Raw genomic sequence first — 21240 nt, 5'->3', positions numbered from 1 at the left:
CCCGGTCAATCCACGGGCGAATCGCCCGGCAACCGCACCGCACGCCACCGCCTCGTACGGCGCTTTACGGGCGGGAACCGCGGGACAGGACACAGAGCGCCAACCGAAGGCGACCGGACCCGGAAAACGGCCAATGATCCCCGTGCCGCAACAACCCGACCCCGCCCCGACGCGCCCCTCGAACCGGGCCGGGCTGCCGGCCGGTTCGATACGGCGCACGAGCCCCGCCGCGGTGAGCGCGTCGTGTATGCGCGCACAGGGCGCGTGTCAAGCCCCGAATTTCGGTGGCATGACACGGCTGCGCCGATTCGGGCGCACTGGAGGCATTCCGGCGAGCCGCCGCCCGCCACCGAATTCCGCCCCGTACGGCACCAAGACAGACCGGCTACAGGGAGACCCCCCTGCAGCCGCGAGGAGACGACATGCCCGTCATATCCGCCCCCCAGGCCTTCAACGAGGACGATCTCTACGTCGACCTCGAGAAAATCTTCGACTACCCGCTGTTCCTCAAATGCGAGGGATTCAACTTCGCCGGCTCGATCAAACTCAAGGCCGCCCTCGAAATGGTCGAGACCGCCGAACGCGACGGACAACTGACACCGGACTCGGTCCTGATCGAATCATCCTCGGGCAACCTGGGCGTGGCCCTGAGCATGATCGCAGCCAACAAGGGATACCGGTTCGTGTGCGTGACCGACTCCCGCTGCAACCCGGCGACCAAGACAATGATGGAAGCCCTGGGCAGCCAGGTCCACATCATCACCGACCCCGACCCCGCCGGCGGACTCCTCGGCGCACGCATCAACCACGTCCAGGCACTCTGCGCCCGCGACCAGCGCTACGTGTGGCTCAACCAGTACCTCAACCCCAGCAACAGCACAGCCCACTACCACCACACCGCCCCCGCCATCGCCCGGCAATTCCCCAACCTGGACGTACTGTTCATCGGAGCCGGCACCACCGGCACCCTGATGGGCTGCGCCCGCTACTTCCGCACATGGCACCGGCCCGTACACGTCGTAGCCATCGACACCACCGGCTCCGTCACCTTCGGAGGCACCCCCGGCCCCCGCATGATCCCCGGCCTCGGCACCAGCATCCGCCCCCCACTCCTGGACGAGACCTACATCGACGACGTCATACACGTCAACGAAACCGACACCATCCACGCCTGCCACCAACTAGCCAGACACGGATTCCTCTTCGGAGGCTCCACCGGAACCGTCGTCAGCGGCGCAATCACCTGGCTGACCCAACACAAAGAACACAACCTGACCGCCGCAGCCATCGCCCCCGACCTCGGCGAACGCTACCTGCAAACGATCTACCAACCCACCTGGGCACAGAACCTCTGCGACAACGACATCCCCACCCCCCAATCCCCCACCACCACACCCCAAGCAGCCTGACCACACCCCAGAACCAGCCGCATGATCAACAGCCGGCGGTAGCCGCCATCGACCCAGGCCTTGCGCGGGGTGAGGTTGTCACTGCTCGTCTTCGAGGTCGTTCGGGCGTAAGGAGGCATGAGTGATTCTGAACGAGGCCGGTGACCACGAACTCCTCGCCAAAGCCCGCCTCCACCCAATCGAGTCGGCCGCAAAGTCACGTGACGGGACCATCCCCGCGACCCCGACGGGATCCTCCTTCCGCCCGTGACGTTCCAGCCCAGGCGCCCGGCGCTCAGAAAGGTGCGGAGGTTCAGGCCTTTCCCTTCCACGCGCCCTCGTCCAGCCGGTGCTTGCCCCGTGCAGCGAGCGGTCTGGCACCGGCCAGCCCCCCGATGACTCGGCGCAGCACCGGCCGCGACGCTGGGATCAGTGCCGGCGATGGCTGCTCACGACGCGGTGGGTGTCCGGCCCCGGGGAAGGGTGCTTCCGCGCGCGCCATCGACGGCGGTGCTGTCAGCGGCCGACCCGCCCGCGCAGGAAGCGGCGCTCCTTGTACTGGCGCAGCAGCTGCCACCGCTTCGTCGCATACACGAGGTCCTCGCGGCAGGCGTCGAGGAACGCACCCTGGGCGGCAACCACCGCCTCAGAGCACATCTGCTCCCCGCACCCGCAGGGACGGTCCTGGCTCCGCTTCCGCCGTGACCGTGACGCTCACCTGCTCCCCGCACCCGCGGCAAGGCCCGCATCGACCTCGTCGTCCCCGCACCCGCGGGGCTGGTCCCCGCTGACGTCTCACGGCAACGGGTGAAACGTTCAGCCGTTGCCGACAATCGGGCGGGGCGTGTTCTACTCATGCGACCGGAGTGGCCGCTTCGAACGAAGAATAGAACACTCCCAGGTCGTCAATGCCGCACCGTGCCGTGTGGATATGTCCGGCTCTTCCACCTCACCGGAGGCGAGTCACGGTGACCACCGCGTGCCGCGTCGTCCCGGCCAGAACCTCAACTACCGGGCCCGGTCCGATTCTGCGGTAGGTCTCCCCCGCCCTGGCGCGCGCTCCGGGACGGTCCGCTTGCGACGAGGTGCGTCGCCGGGCTCGCTAACCCGCTGAACAGCCATTCCGTCACCTCACGAACGCCACTTCGTCGGTTCCTTGAAGTGGGTCTGAGCGCTGCGGCAAGGTGCACCCCCTCCGCTGTGCAGTTCCCACTGTCGGTGTCGGCGGATCGACATTTCGACCGCCGGCGCAGGCCCGCGGGGTCGGAACGGGCGGTTCCGTGGTACTCACAGTGCAGTTGAGGCGACCGACGGGGGGCGCTGTGCTGGGCAGGGGTGCGGCCGCGGCGGCGGCGGTGGTCACGGCTGGTCTGCTGGGTCTGATCAGCTGCTCGTTCGAGGGCGGCGGGAGTGCGGTGCCGCCGACGGCCGCGTCGACGGACACCGTGACCACTTCCGCCGCGTCGCCGATACCCGACCCAACCACGCCCTCCGCCTCCCCCTCGGCTCCCGGCAGCCCGACCCCAGTCCCCGTCGCTGGGCCCGATCAGAAGTTGGTGTCCATGACCGTCACCGGCGGCTTCGCGGGCGTCCACCATCTGATCATCCTCCGGGGCGACGGCACCGTCTACGCCAGCGAGAAAGGCCAGCCGGTCGTCCGCCGCACCAGCGCGGCCCAGTTCAAGGAGTTGCGTACCCTGCTCGGAGATCCGGCGCTGGCCGACGTTCCCGACTTCACCATGAACATGGGGGCGGTCGACATGTTCCAGTACACACTGCAGTTCAACGGCCGTACAGTCACGACGGACCGCTCCGGCGACGAGCCCGCGCTCGACCGGCTCATCGATGCCCTCAGCGCCTGGCTGCCGAAGAAGTGACCTCGGACCCCGCGAGCCGTCGTCAAAGCCGGTGGCCCGGACGCCGCGGCGTTAACCAGCTCTCGGCCGCAGGCTTGCTGGTGGCGATCTTTGCCACCTTGGGGACCCTCGTTTCCGCAGGGACTGATGTCTTCGAGGGATAAGGTGCGACACCCAGATGTCCCGACCTCACATAACCTGATCCTTCGGTGCGTGGAGCAATGCTCAATACCTGTGGATCACTCCTGACGGAAGGGGGCGTACTTTCCCGATGGATCGATCGATAGGTCATCGAGCAAGGCCGACGTTGCCGCGTCGGTCGAGAAGGCACGTCCGTGCTTACGGTAGTCAACGAGGACGGCAGCACGCCAAGCGGCAGCTCGCTGCTGGAGGAGATCGCCCGGGAAGGCGCACGGCGGATGCTCGCGGTGCTTCATTCTTATCGATCATCACGGGATGATGGCAGGGCCCTCGGACAAGAGGCCCAGAGCCCTTTGCACGGTCTCGTGGCCCACGTCGTACTTCCGCATGACAGCGGGCGTTGACATGCCGGTCCTGGCGTCACGGCGGATCAATGCGTACAGATCACGGGCCGAACGGGGTTGAGCGCGCAGGGCAGGCAGTCGGGCGTATTCCTCGGTCCGGCAAGGCCCTCGCCCAGGGCCAGGAGCGAGAGGAGTTGCACCGGTCGGCCTGCTGTGGCTGCGGCCTCCAGTTTGTGATGGCCGTCAAGGAGGAAGTGCGTCAACCCCCAGTGCCGGTACTGGTCGTCCGTCATGCCAATGGCGGGTTCGCACACGTCGAGGGCAGAGACCGCCACAGCCGTAGGAACCGTGCCTTGATCCATGAGCGCAACGTATTCCTCGACACGCTCCCTCTCGTTCCATGTCAGGGGGACCATCGGGACGACGAACTCATGGAGATGGGCGAACTCGTCGACCGGGGTCTCGAACGTCCGGGAATAGGCGTGTGCGGGTACTCCGGAAGGCCCCAGAATTGATCGAGGCCCCAGGTCGCCACCTGCTCGTGACTGAAGTAGTCGTCCTGCTGGCCGGGGACGACCAGGCGAGGCTCCACACGGAGCAGAAAAGGCAGGTACGTGCCCTCAGGCAGCAACGCGCCGAACGCGTCGATGACGCCGCCGTCGTTCAGATCAACCAACTCCTCGGCAAGCTGCTCCTGCACACTGTCCAGCGACAACGTCTGCCTGGCCCCCTCCAGCCGGCGGAACAGAAACGGGCACGTCCTGCACCAGAAGCTGAGCTCGAACGCGGGCTTGCCGTCGACCGCGAGCAACCTGCGCCCCGGCCCGCTGCCTATCTCCCGCTGCTCCGCCTCGAAGCGCGCAACCGCGCCTCGGAAGCGAGGGCACCAAGACCGCGCAGCTCACCAACCTTGATCACCACAGCCCGATGTTACGGGGCTTCGTCCAATCGGCCTCACGGGAGGCAGCTCGCCTTGCCGGCCTTGGAAGGAACGACCTGGAGGGGAGGCACGGTCTACCTGCCTCTTCAGTGCCTGTGCTCAGCACATCGCCTCGCGGCCGTCTGCCGCTGTTTGGTCCAGCTGAAGCGAGCGGATCCGCAGCGCATCCGCACGGGCAGGGGCCACATCGGCCCAGTGAAATATCCGAGTCAGCACGTTGGACCCTCTGATTGCTACTGCAGAAGTATGCCGTTGACGTTGGACGGCGACAGCGGCTCGATCGACTTCAGCACGCCACCCAGCTTGGACTGATTGGCGGCGTCGTGGTGATCGATTACCGGGAAAGGCTCAGTCTTGGCGGATGCTGAGCAGGTCGCCGGGCTGGCAGTTCAGTTCGCGGCAGATCGCGGTGAGGGTGGAGAAGCGGATCGCCTTCGCCCGGTCGTTCTTGAGAATGGAGAGGTTGACCACCGTCACCCCGACCCTGGCCGCCAGTTCGGACAGGGTCATGCCGCGCTCGGCCAGCAGTCGGTCCAGGTGGACCTGGACTCGGTGCTCCTCCTCTGGTGGCATCAGACCAACCCCTCGGTATCGGCGCGCAGCTTCGTTCCGCGCCGGAAGACCTCCCCCAGCGCCAGGATGAGGAAGGCCAGCTGTTCCTGCGTCGCGATCCCGGGCCACGGCCGGGCCCGTCCCCGGTGGATGGACAGGCCGCGCTGCAACTGCTTCCTGTCCGCCTGGCGGGCCGCCGGCCGCAACGTGCGCAGCGGATGGCGGGAGGCGTTCGGCTCCTGACACAACTGCAGTGCCGTCCAGGTTCAGATGCGTCAGCCCGGCCGCCTTCGCCCGCTCCAGCACGGTGTCCAGATCCGGTACCCCGGCGGCCAGGACGGCCAGTCCTTCGTGCAGATACCGGTAGGCGGTGGAGGACGATAGGCCGAGCCAGGCGAGTGCCGTCCAGGAACCAGCGCAGGATGAGCACCGCCTGCCGGAAGCAGCCCAGCGCACGTCGCCCTCTGCGGGTGCCGATCGCCGCACGGTGGTCGCACAGCAGCCGGGCCAAGTGCTCGGCGGTGGACGGCCGTGCGGCAGGTACTCCCACGGGATGCCGGTGCGGTTGACATACAGGATCGCGTTGACGATCTCCCGCAGGTCGTGCACGTGCGGAACTGAATGACCCTCGATATGAGCCCCCGTGCATCTGGCCCGACAGATGACGGCAGGGCAGGCTGGTGATCAGCTCCCAAGTGGTCAAGAGATACCGGCAGTTCGACGTGTCGGAGCGTCGCCCCTGTCCCCCATTCGTCCCTAGCCACCGGGGCTTCGGACGTCAGGCATCCCGTGGTGACCCTAGTCTCCGAAGCTCCGGTTTCACTCCCCGAGGAACCTTTGCCCGTTACTGCGACTGCGATCGTCGAGGGTGCTGTCCCCGGCCGAACTGTCCTGGCTGACCGACGCGATCGGCGACGCGGAGACAGCCCTGGCCAACGTCGTCGGCCGGCCGGGCAGCTGCTGGAAGAGCTGCACCTTCAGCCCCGAGGAACTCTTCCGCCGCCTGGCCGCCCGGCTGCGCCACCAGACCGGCAACGGCGTCATTCTCAACACCAGCGCGGTCACCCCCCGCCCCGTGGGAGACGTCCTGACCCGCCGCGACCTGGTGGAGCTGGTTCCGTACGACAACCGCGCCCTGTGCGCGGGGCCTTCGCCCGCGTGCGACCCGCGGACGCTCGGGGAACTCGAGGCACGCTTCGGCCCTCTCGTCATCGAGGTGCCGAGACGGGACGCTCTGCTGATCACTACGGACTACCTCGGACAGCAATTCCCAGCAACCCGCCCTTACCCCGCCCGCCTCAGTCAGCTGGTGTTGGCGGAGCTGGAACGCGACCGTCCCGCCCCGAGGCCGTGGAAGGCCCGCGCAAGCCCCTGATCGAGTGCCACACGTCGTCAACCACTCGAACGTGTGGATTCAAAAGCGACCAGGCAGGCGGCCCTTGCCCCGAACGCCAGGACCGCATTCACGTTCGAGACATTCGCCCGTCCGGGGCCGTTACGGCCCCGGATTCGGCGCGTTCTTAGAGCACCAGTACCAACCAGCCGCCCAGACGGAGGACACCATGAACACTGAGCCCGCTCCCGCCCATCGCCCCGGATTCGAACAGCGGCGGCGGTCCCCGCTGGCCTCCCCGACCTGCGGCCATCGGCAGTCCGACGTCTACGCGCGCCGCTCGGCACGACTGGATACGAGGTGGGGGGCATGAGCGGCGGCAGTGATGCGGACGGCATCCGCCCGGGTGCGGTGCCCGGCCCGCGCGGTACGGAACTTCCGCTGCCGCCCGCCGCCGTGCCGGGAGGGCCGCACGACGGTGACATCGCCGACGGCCTGGAGGAGGCGTACTGGTCCGTGTACGACGGCGCTGCGTCCCAGGCCACGGTGGGACAGATCCTCGCTCGGCTGCCGCGCATCGTGCGCCAGATCGGTCGGCTGGCCTGGGCCGCGGACCGGACCGCGACCATCTCGGTCGTGGTCCTGCAGCTGGCGTCGGCCGCCATGACGGCGTTCGGGCTCATGGCCTCGGTGGCGGTGCTGCGGGAACTGTTCGCCGAGGGGCCGACCCCGGACCGGGTGCGCGCGGCCATCCCCCAACTCCTGTTCGTCGTCGGCTTCCTGTCCGCCCGGGCGCTCCTGGAGGCGGGTGTCGCCGTAGCGCAGGCCAGGGTGACCCCGAAGATCCGCACCGCGTTGGAGACGGAGTTCCTCACCCTGACCGCCCATGTGCGGCTGGAGGTCGTCGACGACGCGGACTGGCACGACGAGGCTTACCGGGCCAACGACCGCGGGCTGTTCTACGCCCGGCAGATCGTCGGCCAGGTCGTCTCCCTGGCCGCGGCTTTGCTCGGGCTCGTGGGCACCGCCGGGGTCCTGGGCGTCCTCCATCCCGCCTTGCTGCCGCTGCTCCTGCTGTCGGTGCTGCCGGTCGGCGCGGCGGCCGTGCGCAGCGCCCGGGCGCGCTTCCACTCCTTCAAGCGCTGGAACACCCTGCAGCGCAGGGTGCGGATCTTCTCCTGGCTGCTGCTGGAGCGGGACGCCGCCGCCGAACTCCGCTCGGACACCGCCCAGGGCGCGCTGCTGGACGAGCACTACCGGCTGACGACACGGATCGCCGAGGAAGACACACGCCTGGGCGTGAGCTCGGCCGGGCTGACCCTGGCAGGCCGGGCGGTGGGCGGGATCGGTACTGGCATCACCTATACGGCGCTCGGCGCCATGCTGATCGCGGGCTGGCTGCCCCTGGCCGCCGGCGCGGGCGCGGTCCTCGCCATCCAGGCCGCCCAGTCCTCGCTGACCCGGCTCGTCGACGTCTCCCACCTGGTCTACGAGCACGCCATGTGGGTCGATGACCTGCTCGCTTTCCAGGAACGCTGCCGCGATCTCCAGCCGCGCCGCAGCGGGCTGCCCGCCCCCGAGACGGTGAAGACCATCACGCTGGACGACGTGTCCTTCACCTACCCGGGCAAGGACACCCCGGCGCTCAACGGCATCTCCATGACACTGCACGCCGGTCAGACGGTCGCGTTCGTCGGCGTCAACGGTTCCGGCAAGTCCACGTGCGCGCGGCTGCTCGCCGGGCTGTACGAGCCCCAGGACGGGGGCACGGTCTGCTGGGACGGCGTGAACGTGCTGGACATGGACGCCGAGTCGTTGCAGGCCCGGGTGGGCTGCGTGCTCCAGGACCCGGTCCGGTTCCCGTTCAGCGCGCTGGCCAACCTGACGGTCTCCCGAGGCACCCTCACCGAGGCCGACCCACAGCGGGCCCTTGACGCCGCGCGGGCCTCCGGCGCCGAGCAGGTCATCGCCGGACTGCCCGGCCGGTGGGAGGCGCTGCTGTCCAAGCGGTTCCGCGGCGGTCAGGAACTGTCCGCAGGCCAGTGGGCGAAGGTCGCCGTCGCCCGCGGCCTGTACAAGAACGCCCCCGTCCTGCTGCTGGACGAACCGACCGCCAGCATGGACCCCCGCGCCGAGCACGCCGTGTATGAGGCGGTACTGCGGGACAATCCGCGCCCCGATCAGATCACGGTGCTGATCTCCCACCGCCTGGCGAGCGTCGTCGCCTGCGACCGCATCTTCGTCTTCGACGGCGGCCGCATCACCGAGAGCGGCACCCACCAGGAGCTGATGGCCCTCGGCGGCGAGTACGCCGCCATGTTCACCCTCCAGGCCGCCGGCTACCGCGCCGAGGCCGGGGAGGCGGCGTGATGCCCGACCACGCACAACCCCGTCCCGCGCCGACCGGCGTCTGGCCGGAGCACTTCACGGACCACCGGCGGGGCACTAACTGCCCGATGTGCACGAATGACTTCGCCGCCCACGACATCGGCTGGGGCCTTCTTGTCCGGCGCGGGGAGGTCAGCAACGCCTACCTGTGGCGCAGCGGCCAGGTCCGCGGGTACGCCGTCGTGATCTACACCGGCCGTCATGTTGCCGAGCCCACCGAGCTGAACGAGGGGGAGGCGGCCGCGTTCTGGCGCGACGTCCTCGCCTTGGGCCGGGCGGTTGAGGCGCTCTACGAGCCGCTGAAGATGAACTACCTGCTGCTGGGGAACCAGATCCCGCACGCCCACTGGCACTGCGTTCCGCGACGCGAAGCCGGAAGGGACCCGGCTCCGGGCGGGCCGCTGCCCTTCGAGGTGCTCGATCTCGGGCGCCAGGACGAGGAGCAGTTGCAGGCGGATGCCCGAGCGCTGCGCCAGCTGTTGAACCCCACCGGCCGGTCGGGGGTGCCGCGATGAACGGCGCCGAGTCGGACGTGATGGTCGTGGCGGGGATTCTGACGCTGTTCTACCGGATCGTCCCGACCGCGGTCAGCGAAGGTCCGGCGGGGACCGCGACCCGCAACTACGTGGCCCGGGACAGCGACGGAGCCCGGTGGTTCGTGAAGGCCTGCCCGGCGGGCACCGATCTGGACGCGGAGCGCCAGGCGCTGGAGCTCGGCCAGTTCGCACGGCTCGGCCGGATCCCGGTGCCGGTGGTGCGGCAGACCCTGGACGGTGACCTCATCGCGGCGGCCGGCGGGATGGCGGTGTCGGTCGCGGCGTACGTCGAGAACGCGGAGACAGCGGAGGGCGGCCTGTCCGGTGACCGGTGGGCCGCGGTGGGCGAGACGGTTGGGCGCCTGCACCGGACCCTGGCCCGGCACCCGGCCGGGCCTCCGCGTCGCGTGCCCGCCCGGGAGGTCTGCGATGTGAAACGGGCCCGGCAGCACCTTGACCGGCTGCTCGCCCTCTTCGCCAAGAGGCCGCCCGCCTCGGGGTTTCCCGCCTGGGCGCGCGAGACGGCCGCCCGGCGGCTCGACGCGCTGCCCGCCGTGGCCGCCATGGTCAAAGGGCTACCGACGACCTTCACGGTGCAGACCGTCCACGGCGACCTGGCCTCGCCCAACCTGCTCCTGTGCGGACAGCACATGGCGGCATTGATCGGCTTCCGGCCGCCCGGTCACCGAAGCCCCGCCTGGGAGCTCGGGCGGATCGTCCTGGACCCGCGCACCGTCCTGGCACAGCCGCAGTGGCCCACCGGCCTGGCCGAAGCTGTCGCCGCCTACCGGGCAGCCAACCCGGCGCTGCCGGCCGAAGAACTCCTCGCCGTACCCCGCCTCGCCGCCGCGTACCTGGCGTGCTCGGTGTATCCGCTGTCCGAGGCCGTCGACGACCCGGTCGCCGTCACTCCCGAACTTGAGGCGTACGGCTACAACCGACAGGCGGCCATGGCTGAGCTCTGCGAGCGCCTGACGGAAGCCGAGGAGGTGCTCCATGAACTCCTCCACTGACCCCTCCTCCGGCGTTCGGCCGTCGCTGTGGCGGCACCGCGACTTCCGCCGCTACCTGACCGGGCAGGCAGCCAGCGTGACCGGCAGCTCGATCAGCAGCATGGTGATCCCCGTGCTGGCGGTGCTCGCACTCGATGCGACCACCGCCGAGGTCGCCTGGTTGACGTTTCTGGGCCAACTGCCGCCCGCACTGCTGGCGTTGCACGCCGGGGCCCTCGCCGACCGCCACTCCAAGCGGAAGCAGATGATCACCGGCGACCTGGTCAGCGCCGCCACGCTGGCCAGCGTGCCGGTGGCGGGCGCGCTGGACCGGCTGTCCCTGACCCAGCTGATGCTGGTCACGGCCGTGCAGGGCGCGGCGGGCGTGCTGCACGATGCCGCGGCGATCAGTCTCCTGCCCAGCCTGGTCGACCGATCCCTGCTCCAGCGGAGCAACAGCCGCATCGGCGGGCTCTTCGCCGTCGCCGCCACCGCGGGCAGCAATCTCGGCGCCGCCCTGACCGCGCTCCTCGGCCCGGCCCGGGCGCTTCTCGGGGACGTCCTGTCCTACCTCGTCAGCGCCTGGTGCACCGCCCGCATCCAGGCCCCCGAAAGCCCCCGGCCGGCAGCGGAAGGCCGTCGGCTGCACACCGAGATCGGTGAGGGCCTGCGCTACGTGTCCGGCGACCACCGGCTGCGCACCCTGACCCTCGTCAACGCCACGACATCGTTCGCCCTGGCACTCCTCAATACCTTGTGGGCGCTGTACCTGCTCCGGTCCCTCGCGATGAGCGCGACCGCCTTCGGCGTGGTCCTGGGCATCGGAGCCCTGGGCGCGGCGGCGGGTGCGCTGGCCGCCCCGTCACTCGCGGCGCGGTACGGGCCCGGGCCGATGATGCTCGCCGCGCTCGCGATCACCCCGCTCACCCAGGTCCCTCTGCTCCTCGCCTCCCCGGGCCTGGTCTGGCAGTTCGCCATCGGTGCCGCCCTGTTCCTCCAGCTGGCCTGTGCCGGGGCCGCGGGGACGACCCAGCGCACCATTCGCCAGGTCGTCACCGCCGACGGCATGCAGGCCCGGATGCAGGCCGTGAGTACCTGGCTCACCTCCGGTGCCCGCCCGGTGGCCGCGCTCCTCGCCGGCGGGCTCGGCACCTGGATCGGTGTGCGCCCCACCCTGGTGGCCGGTACCTGCCTCCTCGTCGTCCCCCTCGTGGTTCTCTACCGCTCCCCGCTGCGCAGTCTGCCGGACATGCCCGGCTCACCCGCCGTGGCTTCTCCTTCAGCCGAGGCCATCCCACCTCCGACGCCGTCGGGGCCGATCGTTCCGAATCCCGCAGTCGCCGTGGATGTGCGGCACGACCGCTCTTCGGAAGGTGGTCCGTGAGCACGAACCCGGACACGGCCCCTGGCCCGGAGCGGTCATCGGCGGGCCCGCCGTCGGGCGCGCCCCTCCCGCCCCGTACCTACTTCCTGCCCTCCAACATTCGAGGTGATCACGTGCCGCCCTCCCGCTCTCATATCCGCGCGACCGTCGAGGCCTATCTCAGCCGGCATGCCGAGGAACGGGGAGCTCTGGGAGGGTTGCTGGCTGTCCTGGACGGCACCGAGGGGCCGTCCAGCCGCGCCACGCTGCCCGGTCACGTCACCTGCAGCGCGGTGGTCATCGACCGCGACCGTCGGGTGCTCCACATCGGACATCGGGTGACGGGGCTGCTTCTCGCTCCAGGCGGCCACGTTGAGGCGGGTGACCGTACGCTCCTGGCCGCGGCTGTGCGGGAGGTGTGCGAAGAGGCCGGGCTGCGGCCCGGCGACCTGTGTCTAACTCCGCAGTTCCTCGAAGAGCCGATCGACGTGGACGTCCATGACATCGACGCCAATGCGGCCAAAGGCGAGCCCGCTCACCAGCACTTCGACTTCCGCTTCGCGTTCTACCTCACCGCCGAGCAACCGCCCGCGCTCGCTCTGCAGGACGAGGAAGTCGCCGGGGCCCAGTGGCTCCCGTACGCCGATGTGCGGTCCCCGACGCTACGGGCCAAGCTCCTGGCCGCCGAGGCGGACGGCCTCGATGGGCGCCCGGAGCCCGTCAATGCGAGCGCCGTGATCCATGACGGGGCAGGTCGGTATCTCCTTCACCTTCGGGATGACCGGGAGGGCATCTGGGAGCCCTGGGTGCTGGCCCTCCTCGGTGGCGGCCGCACGAGGGACGACGCCTGTCTTGAGGCGACGCTGCGCCGCGAGCTTGCCGAGGAGGTGCCGGGCCTGGAGCTCACCGATCTGGTGCCGTTCGCCGTGGAGGCGGCGACGAGCGTCGACGGCCTGGCGGTGCCCATCAGCGTCTACGCCGGGCGCTGGAGCGGTGATGCCGAGGCGGTGGAACTCCGGGAGGGAGTCCTGCTGACGTGGTGCACCGTGGACATGCTCGACCGGCTGCGCCTGAGCCCCGGGCTCGGGGAGCTGATCCGGCGCCACGCGGCCGAGCACCCCGCGGCGAAGGAACTACCGGACGGCACCGGCCCGCTGGCAGACGAGGCTCCGCCGGGGACCGAGCTGCACATCGTCGGCGTTCACCTCCATCTCCAGGACGACCAGGGTCGGATCCTCCTCGGCCTGCGCCACCCGGACTCCACGTATGCGCCGGACACCTGGCACTTCCTGGCCGGCCACTGCGAGCGGGAAACGGCGATCGACTGCCTGGTACGCGAAGCGAAAGAGGAAGCGGGCCTCACCATCGCGCCCGAGGCCGTCGATCTCGTCCACACGGTGCACCACGTCGACTCCCCCGACGCCCGGCCGAGGATCGCGCTCGTCTTCCAGGCCCGCTCCTGGACCGGCGACCCGGAGGTCCTGGAGCCCGACCGGTGCGTGGAGTGGCGGTGGTGGAAGCCGCAGAACCTGCCGGAAGCGGTCGTGCCGTACACCCGCCGGGCGATCGACGGCATCCTTCGGGGGCGCCCGTACTCCGAGCAGGGCTGGGGCGAGCGATGAGCACTCTGGACACCTGTCCCGCCGGTGACCAGGCGCCGGAGCGGACCGCCGGCCCGGTCGGCGGGGCCACGCCGACGGATACGAAAGCGGATCCGGCAGCCACGCGGGCGGCGATGGTCGCCCGGCTTGAGGAGGAAGGGTCTCTGCGGCCGGGCCCGGTCCGCGACGCCCTCCTCGCGCTGCCCCGCGAAGTGCTGATGCCGCAGGCGTACGTACGGCGCAGCGGCCCGGGAGAGGAGCCGCCGCGGTGGGATCTGCTGGACTGGTCGGCGCCGCAGGACCGCCCCGAGCTGCTCGGGCTCCTGTACGGCGGGGCCAGTGTGCTCGTCCAGCACGACGGGGAGCCGCTGCTGGGCCGGGCGCGCGGGACACGGTCGGGGGCGTCGATCACGTCGATGTCGACGGTGATGGGTTTGACCGCCGCGCTGCTGGAGGAGCTGGATCTGCGCCCGGGGCTTCGGGTGCTGGACGTCGGGACGGGCGCGGGGGTGACCGCCGCGGTGGCCTGCCAGGTCTGCGGCGACCAGGGGGTGGCTACCCTCGACCGAGACGGGCACCTCACCGACGCGGCCGCCGCCCGTCTGAGCGATCTCGGCTTCCGGCCGCAGGTGGTGTGCGGTTCGGGCGAACAGGGCGTCCCAGGACGGGAGTTCGACCGTATCTTCGTGTCGTACACGGTGGAGTGCGTACCGACGGCCCTGGTCGAGCAACTCGCGCCAGGCGGCAAACTGCTGGCGCACGTGACCAGCGCGTCCCCGTCGTGGCCCGGCCGCGCCGTCGTCCGGCGCACCGCAGACGGGCATGTTACGGCGGAGCTGCGGGCCGTGGAGTTCGCCCACCGTGCCGGGCACGGCACGGCGCGGATCTGGCTCAGCGAGGAGTTCCGGCAGCGCATGGCCGCCGAGCCCGGCGCGTGGACCCAGCGGAGCAAGCTGGCGCCGCCCGCGGACAGCGACCGCGGATTCTGGCTGGCGGCCGACCACCTCCTCGGAGGTCTGGTGCGGGACTTCGGCGCTGAGCACTTGGCGATCGGCGCACCCGGCTGCGGATCCTGGATGCGCGCGGAGCCGGTGGGCCACCAGCGCTGGAACGTCACCGTCAACGGCCCGCGGGACATCTGGAAAGAGATCCAGGACCTCGCCGACCGGTGGCGGGCCGCACGCTCCCCCGACCGCTACCGCCTCTACTTCGACGCGGACGGCGGGCAGCGCGCCGCGTCCGAGTGCGGACGCCTGTCCTGGCACCTGCCCGCCCCCCACCCGCTCGATGAGGGAGCCACCTCGTGACCTACCCCGACGGGCCTGCACCGGAGCAGGAGACCATGTTCGAGGGCGCGGCGTTGACCTACGCCCGCCACCGCCCCGGCCTGCCGGACGCGGCGGTGCGCCTACTCGCCTACACGCTGCGGGGCCGGCCGTCGCCGGTTCTGCTCGACCTGGGCACCGGAACCGGACAGGTGCCCTTCGCGCTCCTGTCCGCCGGAGCAGACCTGACGCACATCGAAGCGGTCGACGTCAGCCCTCAGATGCTGCATCAGGCCAGGCAAGCCCTCACTCCCGTGCTCGGCCACTGCACCCTCACCCTGGTCCACGCGGCGGCCGACGCCTACGAGCCGCTCGCGACACTGCCGGGCGAACCGGAATCCGGCCCGGACCTGATCACCTGCTGCCGGTCCTACCACTGGATGAACGGTGAGGCGGTCCTGGAGATGGCCGACCGGGTCGCCACACCGGGCGCCGCAGTAGCGATCATGGGCGACGGGAGCCTGTGGACCCACGACGCCGACTGGACCCGTGCGCTGCGCGCGTTGATCCAGCGCTACCTGGGCGCCGAGCGCCGGGCGGGCGCCCGCCGTTCCTACGCCGCGCCCCGCCGCTCGTACGAGGAGGACCTCGCCGCCTCGGCGTTCAACGACGTCACCGAACACCTCTTCCCCGTGACCCGCGCCTGGGCGCCGCAGGAGGTGCTCGGCTACCTGCGTACCACGTCCTTCGCCGCTCTTGAGCTCTTTGCAGAGCGGCACCAGGCGTTCGAGGACGAGGCCCTCGACCTTCTCCACGCGCACGCGGTGGGCGGGGCTCTGGTCGAGGAAGCGACGTTCAGGGTTCTGCTCGCCCGGCGTCCGGAGGGAGCGCGGTGAGCGGCGGGCAGCGGCACGCCGAGCCGGTGGACGTCCAGCTGATCCTGCGCCGGGAGTCCGCCGACGGGCCTCAGGTGCTGCTGTCGCGGCGGGCCGGGCAGGTGTACGCCGCCGGCCTGTGGCATCTGCCGTCGGGTCATCTGGACGGTCCGCACGAGGACGTGGTCACCGCCCTGATCCGCGAGGCGCGGGAGGAGACCGGTGTCGTCATCGACCCGGCCGACGTGCGGGCCGCCGTGACCGTGCACCACCGCAGCCCCGGAGGCGCCAGTCGTACCGGGCACTTCTTCGAGGTCCGGCGGTGGACGGGCGAGCCCGAGATCGCCGAGCCGGACGTCTGCGACGCGATGGACTGGGCACCCCTTACCGCCCTGCCTGCCCAGATCGTGGCGTACTGCCGTGCGGGCCTGGACGCCTACAGCGCCGGCGCACGCCTCGCCGTGCACTTCCAACTGCCCGGCGACAGCATCGCCTTCGACCCCTGCGCCGACCGGCTGCGCATCGTGCCGGACGTGACCGGCCAGGCGTCCGGCGCCCGTCCCGACGCCGAGGTCGTGGAGTTCGCGGAGCGGGCGCTCGGCCGGATCGGGCAGTGGACGGATACGTCGTGGGCGCGCGAGGAGAGCCGGGTGTGGCGGGTCCACGGCGTCCAGGGCGGCACCTGGTACGTGAAGGTCCACCAAAACGAGCGATTCCACGGCAGGGAAGTGCGGGGGCTACGAACGTGGGCGCGGGAGCTGGGGGCGGCCGTGCCGCGGCTGGTCGCCGCCGACGAGACACTGCGGGCGGTGGTCCTCACCGCGGTGCCGGGCCGCCCGCTGCACGGCGCTGTTCTGGCACCGGAGCGGGAGAGGGCGGTCTTCCAACGGATCGGCGCGCTGGCCCGCCGCATCCACCAGGCCTCTCCCCCACGGCCCGCTCCTGCCGGCAGCGGTCCGGCCGTGGCCAAGGCCGACCGGCACCTGGCCGGGGCGCGGTCTCATCTACTCCCGGGCGATGAGGAGTTCGTCCGCGAGCTCGTCCGGCAGGCCAAGGACCTGCCACCGCTGGAGTGGGTGGAGACCCACGGCGATTTCCAGCTCCGCAACATCCTCTCCACCCCTGACGCCGCCGACGAGACGGACGACCTTGAGGTCGTCGTGGCGGTGATCGACCTCGAGCGCAGTGAGCCGGGACCGGCCGTACGGGATCTGGTCCGCCTGTCCGACGCCTGGGCCGGCCGCCCGGACCTGTTCGAGGCGTTTCTGGCCGGGTACGGCAGGCCCCTGACCGCCGCCGAACAGGCCCGCCTCGTCATCGACGCAGCACTCGATTCCGTGAGCGGGATCGCCTACGGCGCCGCCCACGGTGACCCCGAGCTGGTCGAACGCGGCCGGCGGACCCTGGCCCGCCTGCGCGCCGAGCACCGCGCAGCCCTCTCACCGACAGGAGATGCCCCGTGAACGCCGACCCGGCACCCACTACCGCGGCCGAGCCGCGCGACGCCGCCGGACGGCCGCGGGTCCGCGCGGCAGCCCCCGCTGACGCCGAAGCCATCACCCGGATGCGCTCCGAACATGTCCTGTCCGCACCGTTCACCGAGGACTGGGTCCGGCAGTGCACGGACGAGCTGGCACCACGGCTCACGCCGGAGGGAGACGCCCGGGCCTTCGTCGTCGACGCCCCGGACGGCACGATGGCCGCCTGCGCCCTCAGCCTGATCCACCCCGTGCTCCCGGCCCCGGCCTACCCCCGAGGCCGGGCCGCCCGTGTGCAGCTGGTCGCCACGCACCCGGACCACCGGCGCCGCGGTTACGCCCGGGCCGTCGTCTCCACACTCCTCGACCACCTGGCCGACGTCGAGGACGTCACGCTGTTCGAGCTGCACACCAGCCCGCAGGCCGCACCCCTGTACCGGGACTTCGGCTTCAGCGGGAGTCCGGCGCTCATGCGGATGACCCGGCGCAGCACATCCGCCCCGGCATCGGCCGGCACGGGAGGAGGTTCCTCGTGGGTGCCGCCCGAGCAGTACGCCCAGTCCTTGCCCAAGGCCGTCGCCTTCGTCTGCCTCTACATCACTGACGAAGACGACCACCCCCTACAACTGCACTCCGTGTACTCGCCCTCCCACCCCTGGCACATGATCGGCGGCGCGCTCGACCTGGGCGGGACGCCCTGGGACGCAGCCGTACGCGAATGCCGGGAAGAGACCGGCCTGGACATCGTGGGTCCGCCCCGGCTGCTGGCCACCGTGTACGGGCCCCCGCGGCCGCGGCGTCCCTACAGCACGGTGCAGTTCGTCTTCGACGGCGGCCGTTTGAGCACCGAACAGATCCACCGCATCGTCCTCGCTCCGCGCGAGCACGACGAGGCGCGCGTCCTGCCTCTCGACCAGTGGCAGGACCTGATGCCCGAATCCGACTTCGCGCGCCTTCGCGCGGTAGAGGAAGCCCGCCGCGCCGGCGCGGCCGGCTATTTCGACACCTGGGGGAACACATGACGATCAACGGCATCATGCTGATGTCCGACCCGAAGGTCGCGGCCATCCCCGTGCACGACTGCGGCGAGGCCCTGCTCGACGTCCGTGACCATGGACTGCGTGTCGACGACCGCAGAAGCGACGACACCGGTGCGTTCGCCCACCTACGCGAAGACGTTCTCGCCCGCCTGCTGCGCGCCCAGGAGCTGCTTCCGGACGGCCTGTGCCTGCTGTTCATCGAGGGCTACCGGCCCCCGGCGCTCCAGCGCACGTACTTCGAGGCGTACTGCGACGAGCTCGCCCGCACCAACCCGCACTGGACGGCGGCGCGCCTGCGCGAGGCCGCCAGCCGCTTCGTGTCCCCTCCGGACATCGCCCCGCACTCGGCCGGCGCAGCGGTCGACCTGACGCTCATCGACGCTGATGGCCGGGAGCTGGACATGGGCAGCCGCGTCAATGCGAACCCGGAGGAGTCCGGCGGCGCCTGCTACACCGACGCCCCCGGCCTCAGCGCCCAGGCGCGCGCGAACCGCACGATCCTGGGCGGCGCGCTGTCCGCAGCGGGCTTGATCAATTACCCGACCGAGTTCTGGCACTGGTCGTTCGGCGACCGGTACTGGGCCCTGCAGACCCAGCAGCCGGCCGCCCTCTACGGGCCCGTCGAACTGCCCTGATGCCGAACCACCCCACCTTCACCCAGGAGGAGCGACCTGTGGGATACACCCGCACTGACTGGTCCGAGCACTACAGCGACGGGCATGGCTTCCGGCGGCTCGGGGAAGAGGAGAAGCGTCTGATCGCCGAGCACGCCGCCCCCGCACCGGACGGCGGGCAAGCGCTCGACATCGGTTGCGGGACCGGTGAGTTGTCCGTCTACCTCACCTCCCTCGGCTACACCGTCGACGGCGTCGACTTCGCCGAGGGCGCTCTTGAGCGGGCCCGCGCGGAGCACGCGGAGACGCCCGGGGTGCGGTGGCTGTGCCTGGACGTGGAGAACGACGACCTGGAGCAGCTGGCCGGTGAGGGCTATGACCTGATCACCCTGCGCCTGGCCGTCGCCTTCCTCGGCAACCCCACCGCCACCCTGCTGCGCCTTGCCGAGTTGCTGACCGAGGACGGCCGGCTGATCGTCATCACGCCGACCACTGAGCACACGCCCGCTGAGCGACGCCACATCGCGCTCGATGAGGACCAACTAGCTGTCCTCACAAACCCGTTCGACGACGCTGCGCGGTACACCGCGGACGAGTTCGCCGTGCTGGTGCTGGGCAAGGAGACCCGTCCCGGCCAGGCCGTCGAGTGCACCAGCCCGCCCGCACCTCGGGCGGTCTTCGGCGCGGCCGCGGTGGTGACCGATGACCAGGGTCGTGTGCTGCTCGGCCGCCGCCTGGGGCGCACTCCCGCGTGGGAACTGCCTGCGGGGAGGATCGAGCGGGGCCCGGACTCAAGGGGCCGCATGGCGAGAAGACGGTGAGCGTCACCGACGCGGCCGCGGCGTTTCAGGATGCGGTGGTCACGTCGCACACCGCGGTACCAGGTTCCAGGGCCTACGGGTAGCCGCAGAGCAGAACCGCCGTGCTGGCCGACACCCACCGAGCGGCAGACCCAGGATGCCTTCCGCCGCCAGCTCGACGAGCGAATCCGAGCCGTGGACCGTGCGTCAACCCCACAGTCTTCGCCACGCAGCCGCCCGGGCGCCGTTCGGCTCGGCTACCGGGGCGTTCTGTCCCTTTGGCGAAGCCCCTAACGCGCGGGAACGCACGGAGTCTGCGGACCGGTAAGAGGCGTCGGGTGATCTCGGCGAGGGTGCGGTCCCAGGCGGCGGTCAGCCGCTCAGGGGGAAAAAAGCCGCCTGGGCGGGGACCTGGCGGCGTACGACGCGCAGCGAGCGGGTGAAGGACATCCGGTCGGGGTCGGTTCCGGCCTGGGCCGCGGCCTGGTGCATGACCTGGCGCACGGCGTGATGGACCAGGAGGAAGCCGTAGACCTCCTGCTCGACGCCGTCGGGGTATCTGGAGCGCAGGACCACCTCCGGGCCGCGCTGGTGGACCTTGATCTCGTCCAGTACCCCTTCCACTTCCCACCGCTCGTGATACAAGGCCGCCAGCTCGGCCGCCGGTGCCTGGTCCGGATCGAGGATCGTGGTGATCAATCGGATCGGGCCGGCGTCCTCGTGATCGGCGATGGTGTACTCCACCACCCGCACCAGCTGCCCGTGCGCGCGGCGCCTGTCCCGGGCCGCGTAGATCTCGGACAGGTACGAGCCGTCCGCGTACTGCTCGCGTACGGCCAGCACGACATCCGATTTGACCCGCCACAGCAGGTCCGCGCCCGTCGCGGCGGCGGCCTTCCACCGGTCGAAGCCGGGGAAGTTGCGGTCCGCCAGCAGCAGCATCCCCGGCTGAAGACGCGGCAGCAGGGTGTCGGCGAGCACCGTCTCGGCAACCGTGCATGGCCCGGTGGCCGCGGCGAACACCGCGTGCGTGCCGCACTCGGCTAGCACCACCAGCCGCACCTGCGGAAACGCGCTCTTCTTGTCGCCGCGGCCGGATCCGGGACGTCCGAAGAACGCGTCGTTGTCCGGGGTGTCCGCCACATCCAGCGTGGTGCCATCGACCGCTACCAGCCGCCGCCCCCGATACCAGGCACCGACGGTGTCCGGCGTAGCCACCGGCCGGCACACCCGGCCGAACAGGACCCGCAGCGGCTCCGCGCCCAGCCGGGCGCGCGCCCGGGAGATCGCCCCGGTCGAGGGCACCTCCCAGGCCCCCCGCCACCGGCCCGACCAGGCCAGACCCTCGGTCAGCAGCCGCGCGACCTCCTCATACGCCTGCCCGGAGAACAGGCACATCGCCAGCACGAAGTAGACCGTCACCCGAGCCGGCAGCAGCCGATTCCGCTTCTCGCTCCGCCCCGTCTCAGCAACGACCTCATCGACCAGCTCCGCCGGAAACACCCGCGTCAGCACCCCCACCGCGATCCGGTCCGACAACCGCTCCTCAACCGGCGGCTTCACCTGACCAGCCCGTGGCACAGCATCCCTCCCCGACCACAAGCTACAAGCAACTCACCCCAAAGTCAGCGGCATTGCGTCTAGTAGCGTGTCGCTGCTTAGCTCTGGGTTGTTTGGTCGGGAGGCTGGTGTGTGGCAGATTCCCCTTCCGTTCTGCCGGACAGGGCTGGTGCG

19 protein-coding genes and 2 pseudogenes are annotated in these 21240 nt (G+C 70.7%); 14 read left to right on the top strand and 7 right to left on the bottom strand.

The window, feature by feature from the left end:
* Nucleotides 1–422 precede the first annotated feature (422 nt).
* Nucleotides 423–1409, top strand: a complete 987-nt coding sequence (gene sbnA, locus ABZ818_RS37080) for a 2,3-diaminopropionate biosynthesis protein SbnA (protein ID WP_361424966.1) — start codon at nt 423–425, stop codon at nt 1407–1409.
* 495 nt (nt 1410–1904) lie between these two features.
* Here sbnA and ABZ818_RS37075 read toward each other — a convergent pair whose 3' ends face one another.
* On the bottom strand, nt 1905–2030 hold the full coding sequence (locus ABZ818_RS37075; protein ID WP_361424963.1) for a hypothetical protein: 126 nt from the start codon (nt 2028–2030) through the stop codon (nt 1905–1907).
* A gap of 920 nt (nt 2031–2950) precedes the next feature.
* Here ABZ818_RS37075 and ABZ818_RS37070 point away from each other — a divergent pair.
* On the top strand, nt 2951–3265 hold the full coding sequence (locus tag ABZ818_RS37070; protein WP_361424960.1) for a hypothetical protein: 315 nt from the start codon (nt 2951–2953) through the stop codon (nt 3263–3265).
* Nucleotides 3266–4132: 867 nt separating this feature from the next.
* Here the strand turns inward: ABZ818_RS37070 and ABZ818_RS37065 are convergent.
* The 5 genes and pseudogenes from ABZ818_RS37065 to ABZ818_RS37045 form a co-directional block, all read right to left on the bottom strand.
* Nucleotides 4133–4540 carry a hypothetical protein gene (locus ABZ818_RS37065; RefSeq protein WP_361424957.1) on the bottom strand — a complete coding sequence of 136 codons (408 nt, stop codon included), beginning with the start codon at nt 4538–4540 and terminating at the stop codon, nt 4133–4135.
* 477 nt (nt 4541–5017) lie between these two features.
* The gene (locus tag ABZ818_RS37060; RefSeq protein ID WP_361424978.1) at nt 5018–5242 is read right to left on the bottom strand and encodes a helix-turn-helix transcriptional regulator; all 225 of its coding nucleotides are present in this window, start codon (nt 5240–5242) and stop codon (nt 5018–5020) included.
* Complete coding sequence (locus tag ABZ818_RS37055) at nt 5242–5469, bottom strand: hypothetical protein (protein ID WP_361424984.1); 228 nt, start codon at nt 5467–5469, stop codon at nt 5242–5244. Before ABZ818_RS37055 ends, ABZ818_RS37060 begins: the two co-directional genes overlap by 1 nt.
* Nucleotides 5468–5732: pseudogene (locus ABZ818_RS37050) on the bottom strand (IS5/IS1182 family transposase); the annotation flags it as partial. The pseudogene ABZ818_RS37050 and the gene ABZ818_RS37055, both read right to left, overlap by 2 nt.
* Before the next feature lie 50 nt (nt 5733–5782).
* Nucleotides 5783–5830: pseudogene (locus tag ABZ818_RS37045) on the bottom strand (hypothetical protein); the annotation flags it as partial.
* 259 nt (nt 5831–6089) lie between these two features.
* Between ABZ818_RS37045 and ABZ818_RS37040 the strand changes: the two are divergent.
* The 12 genes from ABZ818_RS37040 (at nt 6090) to ABZ818_RS36985 (ending at nt 19527) form a co-directional block, all read left to right on the top strand.
* Nucleotides 6090–6596, top strand: coding sequence for a hypothetical protein (locus ABZ818_RS37040; protein WP_361424954.1), 507 nt, complete (start codon nt 6090–6092; stop codon nt 6594–6596).
* Between the two features lie 327 nt (nt 6597–6923).
* Entirely contained in the window at nt 6924–8924 is a 2001-nt protein-coding gene (locus tag ABZ818_RS37035) for an ABC transporter ATP-binding protein (protein ID WP_361424951.1), read from the top strand.
* Nucleotides 8925–9010: 86 nt separating this feature from the next.
* On the top strand, nt 9011–9457 hold the full coding sequence (locus tag ABZ818_RS37030; RefSeq protein WP_361424948.1) for an HIT domain-containing protein: 447 nt from the start codon (nt 9011–9013) through the stop codon (nt 9455–9457).
* A complete protein-coding gene (locus ABZ818_RS37025) occupies nt 9454–10491 on the top strand; it encodes a phosphotransferase (RefSeq protein ID WP_361424945.1) in 1038 nt (345 codons plus the stop codon). Before ABZ818_RS37030 ends, ABZ818_RS37025 begins: the two co-directional genes overlap by 4 nt.
* Nucleotides 10475–11854, top strand: coding sequence for an MFS transporter (locus ABZ818_RS37020; RefSeq protein WP_361424942.1), 1380 nt, complete (start codon nt 10475–10477; stop codon nt 11852–11854). The genes ABZ818_RS37025 and ABZ818_RS37020 overlap by 17 nt, the downstream gene beginning before the upstream one ends.
* The gene (locus tag ABZ818_RS37015; protein WP_361424939.1) at nt 11851–13455 is read left to right on the top strand and encodes an NUDIX domain-containing protein; all 1605 of its coding nucleotides are present in this window, start codon (nt 11851–11853) and stop codon (nt 13453–13455) included. Before ABZ818_RS37020 ends, ABZ818_RS37015 begins: the two co-directional genes overlap by 4 nt.
* Nucleotides 13452–14741 (top strand): protein-L-isoaspartate O-methyltransferase, encoded by a 1290-nt coding sequence (locus tag ABZ818_RS37010; RefSeq protein WP_361424936.1) that lies wholly within the window; start codon nt 13452–13454, stop codon nt 14739–14741. The genes ABZ818_RS37015 and ABZ818_RS37010 overlap by 4 nt, the downstream gene beginning before the upstream one ends.
* On the top strand, nt 14738–15595 hold the full coding sequence (locus tag ABZ818_RS37005) for a methyltransferase (RefSeq protein WP_361424933.1): 858 nt from the start codon (nt 14738–14740) through the stop codon (nt 15593–15595). Before ABZ818_RS37010 ends, ABZ818_RS37005 begins: the two co-directional genes overlap by 4 nt.
* A complete protein-coding gene (locus tag ABZ818_RS37000; protein WP_361424930.1) occupies nt 15592–17037 on the top strand; it encodes a phosphotransferase in 1446 nt (481 codons plus the stop codon). The genes ABZ818_RS37005 and ABZ818_RS37000 overlap by 4 nt, the downstream gene beginning before the upstream one ends.
* Complete coding sequence (locus ABZ818_RS36995; RefSeq protein ID WP_361424927.1) at nt 17034–18074, top strand: GNAT family N-acetyltransferase; 1041 nt, start codon at nt 17034–17036, stop codon at nt 18072–18074. The genes ABZ818_RS37000 and ABZ818_RS36995 overlap by 4 nt, the downstream gene beginning before the upstream one ends.
* Nucleotides 18071–18727 carry a M15 family metallopeptidase gene (locus ABZ818_RS36990; protein ID WP_361424924.1) on the top strand — a complete coding sequence of 219 codons (657 nt, stop codon included), beginning with the start codon at nt 18071–18073 and terminating at the stop codon, nt 18725–18727. The genes ABZ818_RS36995 and ABZ818_RS36990 overlap by 4 nt, the downstream gene beginning before the upstream one ends.
* 38 nt (nt 18728–18765) lie before the next feature.
* Complete coding sequence (locus tag ABZ818_RS36985; RefSeq protein WP_361424921.1) at nt 18766–19527, top strand: methyltransferase; 762 nt, start codon at nt 18766–18768, stop codon at nt 19525–19527.
* Nucleotides 19528–19878: 351 nt separating this feature from the next.
* Here the strand turns inward: ABZ818_RS36985 and ABZ818_RS36980 are convergent, their stop codons facing one another.
* Nucleotides 19879–21087 (bottom strand): IS4 family transposase, encoded by a 1209-nt coding sequence (locus tag ABZ818_RS36980; protein ID WP_361424918.1) that lies wholly within the window; start codon nt 21085–21087, stop codon nt 19879–19881.
* Between the last annotated feature and the right edge of the window lie 153 nt (nt 21088–21240).

The organism is Streptomyces sp. NPDC047453, from assembly GCF_040643155.1.
In the GTDB taxonomy this organism is placed as follows: Bacteria; Actinomycetota; Actinomycetes; order Streptomycetales; family Streptomycetaceae; genus Streptomyces.
This window is presented reverse-complemented; position numbering and strand designations above follow the sequence as displayed.

What these genes read in the sequence shown, in the direction of transcription:
- sbnA (WP_361424966.1), top strand. Translation starts at nt 423, where the DNA reads ATGCCCGTCATATCCGCCCCCCAGGCCTTCAACGAGGACGATCTCTAC.
- ABZ818_RS37070 (WP_361424960.1), top strand. Translation starts at nt 2,951, where the DNA reads ATGACCGTCACCGGCGGCTTCGCGGGCGTCCACCATCTGATCATCCTC.
- ABZ818_RS37060 (WP_361424978.1), bottom strand. Translation starts at nt 5,242, where the DNA reads ATGCCACCAGAGGAGGAGCACCGAGTCCAGGTCCACCTGGACCGACTG.
- ABZ818_RS37035 (WP_361424951.1), top strand. Translation starts at nt 6,924, where the DNA reads ATGAGCGGCGGCAGTGATGCGGACGGCATCCGCCCGGGTGCGGTGCCC.
- ABZ818_RS37030 (WP_361424948.1), top strand. Translation starts at nt 9,011, where the DNA reads ATGTGCACGAATGACTTCGCCGCCCACGACATCGGCTGGGGCCTTCTT.
- ABZ818_RS37025 (WP_361424945.1), top strand. Translation starts at nt 9,454, where the DNA reads ATGAACGGCGCCGAGTCGGACGTGATGGTCGTGGCGGGGATTCTGACG.
- ABZ818_RS37020 (WP_361424942.1), top strand. Translation starts at nt 10,475, where the DNA reads ATGAACTCCTCCACTGACCCCTCCTCCGGCGTTCGGCCGTCGCTGTGG.
- ABZ818_RS37010 (WP_361424936.1), top strand. Translation starts at nt 13,452, where the DNA reads ATGAGCACTCTGGACACCTGTCCCGCCGGTGACCAGGCGCCGGAGCGG.
- ABZ818_RS36990 (WP_361424924.1), top strand. Translation starts at nt 18,071, where the DNA reads ATGACGATCAACGGCATCATGCTGATGTCCGACCCGAAGGTCGCGGCC.